This window comes from Enterococcus italicus DSM 15952, from assembly GCF_000185365.1.
Classification (GTDB): Bacteria; Bacillota; Bacilli; order Lactobacillales; family Enterococcaceae; genus Enterococcus_G; species Enterococcus_G italicus.
This window is the reverse complement of the sequence record NZ_GL622241.1, coordinates 1,076,897-1,083,626: the sequence shown is the minus strand read 5'-3', so window position 1 is coordinate 1,083,626 and position 6,730 is coordinate 1,076,897. Positions and strand designations below refer to the sequence as shown.

The 6,730-nt window shown below is 39.3% G+C and carries 7 protein-coding genes; 1 reads left to right on the top strand and 6 read right to left on the bottom strand.

The genetic code is table 11. The features are described 5' to 3' along the window. On the top strand, positions 1-798 hold a 798-nt coding region (locus HMPREF9088_RS05125), incomplete at its 5' end, for an AEC family transporter (RefSeq protein WP_040366478.1). A gap of 75 nt (positions 799-873) precedes the next feature. On the opposite strand, the gene glyS is transcribed toward HMPREF9088_RS05125, so the two are convergent. From glyS to ybeY, 6 genes are all read right to left on the bottom strand, one after another. After that, a complete protein-coding gene (gene glyS / locus HMPREF9088_RS05120; protein ID WP_040366477.1) occupies positions 874-2,946 on the bottom strand; it encodes a glycine--tRNA ligase subunit beta in 2,073 nt (690 codons plus the stop codon). A 1-nt stretch (position 2,947) separates the two neighbouring features. Further along, complete coding sequence (gene glyQ / locus HMPREF9088_RS05115) at positions 2,948-3,862, bottom strand: glycine--tRNA ligase subunit alpha (RefSeq protein ID WP_007208088.1); 915 nt, start codon at positions 3,860-3,862, stop codon at positions 2,948-2,950. A 286-nt stretch (positions 3,863-4,148) separates the two neighbouring features. After that, positions 4,149-4,922, bottom strand: coding sequence for a DNA repair protein RecO (recO, locus tag HMPREF9088_RS05110; protein WP_007208087.1), 774 nt, complete (start codon positions 4,920-4,922; stop codon positions 4,149-4,151). A gap of 32 nt (positions 4,923-4,954) precedes the next feature. Then, positions 4,955-5,851 (bottom strand): GTPase Era, encoded by an 897-nt coding sequence (gene era / locus HMPREF9088_RS05105; RefSeq protein ID WP_007208086.1) that lies wholly within the window; start codon positions 5,849-5,851, stop codon positions 4,955-4,957. Further along, the gene (locus HMPREF9088_RS05100; protein ID WP_040367260.1) at positions 5,848-6,261 is read right to left on the bottom strand and encodes a diacylglycerol kinase family protein; all 414 of its coding nucleotides are present in this window, start codon (positions 6,259-6,261) and stop codon (positions 5,848-5,850) included. The genes era and HMPREF9088_RS05100 overlap by 4 nt, the downstream gene beginning before the upstream one ends. Further along, a complete protein-coding gene (gene ybeY, locus HMPREF9088_RS05095; RefSeq protein ID WP_007208084.1) occupies positions 6,245-6,727 on the bottom strand; it encodes an rRNA maturation RNase YbeY in 483 nt (160 codons plus the stop codon). The genes HMPREF9088_RS05100 and ybeY overlap by 17 nt, the downstream gene beginning before the upstream one ends. Between the last annotated feature and the right edge of the window lie 3 nt (positions 6,728-6,730).

Below are 6,730 nucleotides of genomic sequence, written 5' to 3'. Positions count from 1 at the left end.
AATATTACAGCAAACTTTAATAAGAGTGAATTTTTGTCGCTCTTTAGTGGCATGATCATCCCTTTAGTCTCAATGACGATAACCTACTTGACTAGTTTGGCGTATCGTTCCTTGATGAACGTCGAACAAACCCGCCGAGGAACGTTTACGACCATGTTTACGTGCTCAAATACGATTTTTATTGGACTACCGATAAACCTTGCCATTTTTGGCGAAAAAGCGGTACCTTACGTATTGCTTTACTACATTGTCAATACATCTATTTTTTGGACAATCGGTATCTATGAAATCGCCAAAGACAACTCCCAACTTCATGAAACGACCATGACTTTTCATCCGCTCGTTGCGCTGAAAAAAATTTTTTCTCCGGCTTTAATTGGATTTATGATTGGTTTGGTGTGGATGTTTACTGGTGTGAAAGTTCCTTCATTTCTCCAACAATTCGGAAATTATTTAGCCGATCTGACTACGCCATTGTCGATGTTTACGATTGGGATTATGGTTTACTTTAATGGCATTAAAAATTTGAAGTTAAATCGTGATATCGTTGGCGTTCTACTTGGTCGCTATCTCTTATCACCCTTAATTGTTTGGTTGTTAGGCTTTATCTTTCCTGTATCATCCTTGATGTTAGCCGTATTTATGGTTCAGTCAGCTATGCCTGTCCAAAACTCTGTGCCTATTTTAGCGCGCGCGTACAAAGCTGATCAGGAATTTGCAGCATCAAGTTTGGGTTATTCCGTATTGATCTACTTATTGTATATCCCTGTATTACTAAAAATTATCTATGCCTTATAAAAAAAGCGACTGCATCCCAGTGTCGCTAAGAGCCTGAATCAAGCTCTTAGCAACGCATAGACAGCAGTCTATTTTTTATTTTGTAACTAGCTGATCCAGACTTGCAATCGCTAGAACCATTTTTGAAATTTTTGCTAATAAGGCTAAGCGATTTGCTCGGATCGACGCATCATCTACCATGACCATCGTTTGATCGAAGTATGCTTCAATCGCCGGATGGAGTGCAACTAGTGCTTGGTAATTTTCTGCCATTGTATTTGTAGCAAAATTCGCTTCAACTTCTGTGACCGCTTCGAACAATGCTTTTTCAGCTTCATTTTCAAAAAGTTCTGGTTGAATGTCTGAATTTTTCGTTTCTTGTTTTTTCGCTAAGTTCATCACACGCGTCAAAGCTTCCATTGACGGCTTAAACTCTTGATCGGCCAAATGTTGGGACACTAATTCTGCAGCTTGGAACAATCGGCTCACATCTTTTTGTTCTGATGCTAAGACGGCTTCAATGACATCATGACGAATATCTCGGGAAGCTAAATGCTGACGCAGACGTGCTTTTAAAAAGTCGCTGACCAAGTTGTTTTCATCAGATAGCATAATGCCATATGTTGCTTGATCTTCATTGATTTTTTCTTGAATTGCCCGTTGTAATTTTTCAAATGGGAAATGCCACTGTTTCGCTTCGATAATGCGAATGATACCATATGTTTGACGACGCAACGCATACGGATCGTTTGACCCACTAGGAACCATACCAGCAGCAAAGAACGTCAAGACACTATCTAATTTATCGGCAATAGCTAAGACTGAACCCACGACTGATTTAGGTAATTCACCCTCACTAGCAATCGGCAAATAATGTTCACGGATAGCTGCTGCCACACTCGCTTTTTCTCCTTGTAATAGTGCATACTTTTCACCCATAATGCCTTGCAGCTCAGGAAATTCGTCGACCATGTTTGTTACGAGGTCAAATTTGTAAATTTCACTTGCACGCTGTAAATCAGTCAATTCAGCGGATGATAGACCAACAGTCTCACCAATAATTTGTGCAATGACGCCTACACGAGTCATTTTTTCATAAATTGACCCAATTTTTTCATGGAAGGCAACATGTTTTAATTTTTCAACACATGCAGCGATGGTTAGTTTTTGGTCCTCTTGATAGAAAAACTCAGCATCTTCTAGACGAGCTGTCAGTACCTTTTCATTCCCTTTAATGACATTTTCAATGGCAACATCATTTCCATTTCTGACAGAGATAAAATGAGGGAGTAATTGTCCATCTTCCGTCCGAACATCAAAATAGCGTTGGTGCTCTTTCATTGATGTAACAAGGACTTCTTCAGGGATTTCCAAATATTGTTTGGCAAAATTACCGACAAACGCAGTCGGATACTCGACTAAATTCGTCACCTCTTCTAACAAATCTTCATCTAAGAAAACTTGCCACTTATTTTTTTCAGCAATTGCTGAAATTTGATTGACTATAAGCTGTTGTCTCTCTGCTGAATCAGCAATAACACTTTGCTCTGCTAATGTCTCGACATAGTCATGCGCCCTCTTAAATGTGACTTCATGTCCTAAGAATCGATGGCCTCTTGAATGACGATCAGTTTTCACATCTAAAATTTCAAATGGAATGACTTCTTCGCCAAACAAAGCCACTACCCAATGAATCGGACGAATGTATTCAAAATCATATTTGTTCCAGTGCATAGTGACAGGGAAGGTTAAACTTGTAATGACTTCTTTTAATCCGGTCAAGACATCAATCGTCTGTTTACCTGTCGTTTTCTTTGTTGCATAGACGTACTCAACGCCATTTAATTCTTTAAAGGTGATATCATCCGTTGTTAGTCCTTGTCCGCGTACAAATCCTTGGGCGGCTTTTGACCAATTTCCTTCTGCATCTAGAGCAATTTTTTTAGCAGGTCCTTTGATTTCTTCTTCAATATCGGCTTGACGCTCAGGAACAGCTTCGATAAGGACAGCTAGGCGACGTGGTGTTGAGTAAGCACGAATATTATCATACGATAAGTGTTGTTCTTCAAAAAAAGTTGCTACCTTTGCTTCTAATTGATTCATACTGGGAACAACGACATGAGCCGGCATTTCTTCTAAACCAATCTCAATTAATACATCTTTCGCCATCTTATTCACCCTCCTTTAAAAGTTTCGCAGCTTCCTCACGACTCAATAACGGATAGCCCAGTCTTGCACGTTCGGCAACGAAAATTTTGGCTACTTCACGAGCCATATTACGGATTCTAGCTAGATATCCCGCACGTTCAGTCACAGATACAGCTCCTCTAGCATCTAGTAAGTTAAAATTGTGGCTACATTTTAAAATATAATCATAAGCTGGATGAACTAATTTCTCTGCAATGCAGCGTTTTGCTTCTTTTTCAAAATTATTAAAATTGTTAAGCAATAACTCTTGGTCACTAAGTTCAAAAGAATACTTTGAATGCTCAAATTCTGGTTGATTAAAAATTTCACCGTACTTCACGCCATCTGTCCATTCCAAATCATAAACACTTTCAACTTCTTGGATATATGAAGCCAAACGTTCTAGACCATATGTAATTTCAGAAGTGACTGGATGGCATTGTAAGCCACCTACTTGTTGGAAGTATGTAAATTGCGTGATTTCCATCCCGTCTAACCAAACTTCCCAACCTAAGCCTGCACAGCCCATTGATGGATTTTCCCAGTTGTCTTCAACAAAACGGATATCGTGTTCAAGAGGATTAATCCCAAGTAGTTGCAGACTTTCTAAATACAACTCTTGAATATTTTCTGGTGAGGGTTTCATAACTACTTGAAATTGATGGTGTTGATACAAACGATTGGGATTTTCACCGTAACGGCCATCATCCGGTCTTCTTGATGGTTCGACATAGGCTGCATTCCATGGCTCTGGGCCAATTGCTCGTAAGAAGGTATACGGACTCATCGTACCGGCACCTTTTTCTGTATCATAGGCTTGCATCAGCATACAGCCATTGTCTGACCAAAATTTTTGTAGCGTTAAAATCATTTCTTGAACAGTTAACTTTTTCGCCATAGTATTCTCTCCTTTACATTAAAAAAAGCCCCTATATCTGTACAAAGACAGATATAGGGACGAGTACGCTCGCGGTTCCACCCTACTTCCGTAAAGCCATTCTTTACGGCACTTTCATACTTGTGCTCCCATTGCCCCTAGAAACATATCAACTATCTGCTCTCACCAACTCAGACTCGCTATCAGTATCAATTCTTTCTTTTGATGTTCATCACACACTATTTAATTCTTAACAATGACATCATAGCGATGTTTCGATTGTTTGTCAATATACGAATCGAAAAGGCTATTGCTCGTCACGCTTTACTATTTGTTGCCAGGACTTCATTTGATCAATGAAGCTTTTGCTCTTCAGATGAATCCCTACAAATTCCTCATACAATTCATCTAAAACAGTACGAATTACTTGCTTAGTCTCGGTACTCACTTGAATGGTATCAATCTTTTGATAGTCGATTTGATGGAACAGGCGTAAAAAATGGATTGCCTTTGGATCAGCATGGTATCGTCGCTCATCCAACGACCAATGCCGTTCACAAAGCACACCACTGTATTTACTTGAAAAATCAAATTTTCCATGCGTTTCACCACAGATTGCACAGTGCTGCCATTCAAATTGTACACCAAACCGTTGCAAGACTTGAACCTCAAAAATATTAGTTATAATCTCAGCATCTTTGCCTTCATCAATGAAGTGCAATGCTTCTTTTAAAAATTGGTAGAGATGTGGATCGTATACTCGATCCTCAATCGCTGCATCAGCCAAATTTAAAAGATACGTCGCATACCCTGCAAGAAAGATATCTTCTTGTAGGTGGCGAAACGGATGAATATGTTTCGCCGCATGTAAAAACGAAAGTCCTTGCTCAGAAAACTGGCTAATATACGTCGCTTCGGTAAATGGCATGATGGCTGGCTGCAGGGGATTATTTTTCCGATGCGCACCCCGCACATAAAACATTTGCTTGCCTGCCGACTCTGTAAAAATTTTGACCAATTTATCTTTTTCCTTATGGTTCTTTGCAAAGAGGATTAACCCTTTTGATTCAACAATTGCCATAACTAACCCTCACTACTTGCCTTATCCTACTCTTACTCCATTTCACGATAGCCGTAATCAGTCAGATAGCGTTCTTTTTCGCGCCAGTCCTTTTGCACCTTCACCCAGAGTTCTAAGAATACTTTATTCCCTAACAAATGCTCAATATCTAGCCGTGCTTTGGTGCCAATCAATTTCAACATCTTGCCGCCTTTACCGATGATGATGCCTTTTTGGCTATCACGTTCCACGATGATCGTTGCCTGAATGGCGATTTTTTCATTTTCGTTTTTCTTCATTGAATCCACAACAACGGCAACGGAATGGGGCACTTCATCACGGGTGAATTGCAATACTTTTTCGCGAATTAATTCTGATACGATAAAATATTCTGGATGATCCGTCACTTGATCTTCTGGGAAATACTGCGGTCCTTCTTCAAGTTCTTTTTCGATGGTTGCCATCAAAGTTGGAAAATTATTTCCTTCAGTAGCCGAGATTGGCACAACCTCTGCAAAATCCATTTGTTGAGAGTAATCCGCAATCACTTCAAGTAAGGCATCCGGATGCACTTTATCCAATTTGTTGACAACTAGGAAGACTGGCACAGATTGTTTTTTTAGGCGTTCGATAATAAGATCATCGCCTTTTCCGCGCTTTTGATCGGCACTAATCATAAACAAAATCACATCAACTTCATTTAAGGCACTAAAAGCAGACTCGACCATGAAATCACCCAAACGAGATTTTGGTTTATGAATTCCTGGTGTGTCAATAAAGACGATTTGGGCATCTTTTGTCGTATAGACACCTTGTATTTTGTTTCGTGTTGTTTGTGCTTTGTCGCTCATAATTGCAATTTTTTGGCCAACGATACGATTTAATAATGTTGATTTACCGACATTCGGGCGACCGACAAGTGCGACAAATCCTGATTTATGTTCTGTCATAAGCTCTCCTTTAAGTAAAAAAATAGGTGTACCATTTTGGGAAGAAAAATCAATGCGCCAATCACTACAGCAAAACAAGCTGTCAATAAAACAGCACCTGCAGCAACGTCTTTAATTTTTTTTCCGAGTGGATCAAAGTGATAGTCTGTCACCATATCGACAATATTTTCAAAGGTGGTATTGAGCATCTCTGCAAATAAAACCAAAAAGATACTCGTTAATAACCACAACCATTCAGACAGATTAAGTGAAAATATGAAACCAAGCACAATGACTAAAAAGCTCACTCTGACGTGTTTTCGAAAATTTCGTTCATCATAATAGACGGTTTTCCAGCCAGTAATTGCAAAATCCAATGACTGAATAAACGATTTATTTTTTTCAACTTGTTTTTTATCTTTTGAGTCCATAGGCATCTAAAATTTCCTTCTGTAATCCAAACATTACCTTCTCATCCTCAGGTGTCATATGGTCATAGCCATTTAGGTGCAAGAAACCATGCAGTGCAAGAAAGCCTAACTCACGATCGACCGAATGGCCATATTCTTCGGCTTGCTCATTTGCTCGTTCAACTGAAATCATTAAATCGCCAAGATTACGAGGAAATTGACTATCGTCAAATTCTTCATCAAAAATAATTGGCAACTCGTCCTCTCCCTCTTCTTCTAGCGCAAAGCTGATAACATCAGTCGGCATATCTTTATTGCGATAGACACGGTTGATTTCTTGTATTTCGTTATTATCCATGAATGTAATGGACATTTCCGTATCTTCTGGTAAATCCAGATGGCTAGCTGCATATTGCAAAAGATCATCGATTTCTTGCATTTTTTTAGCCGTCACACGTTCATTTTCATCGATAAATGCTATTTCCATTCC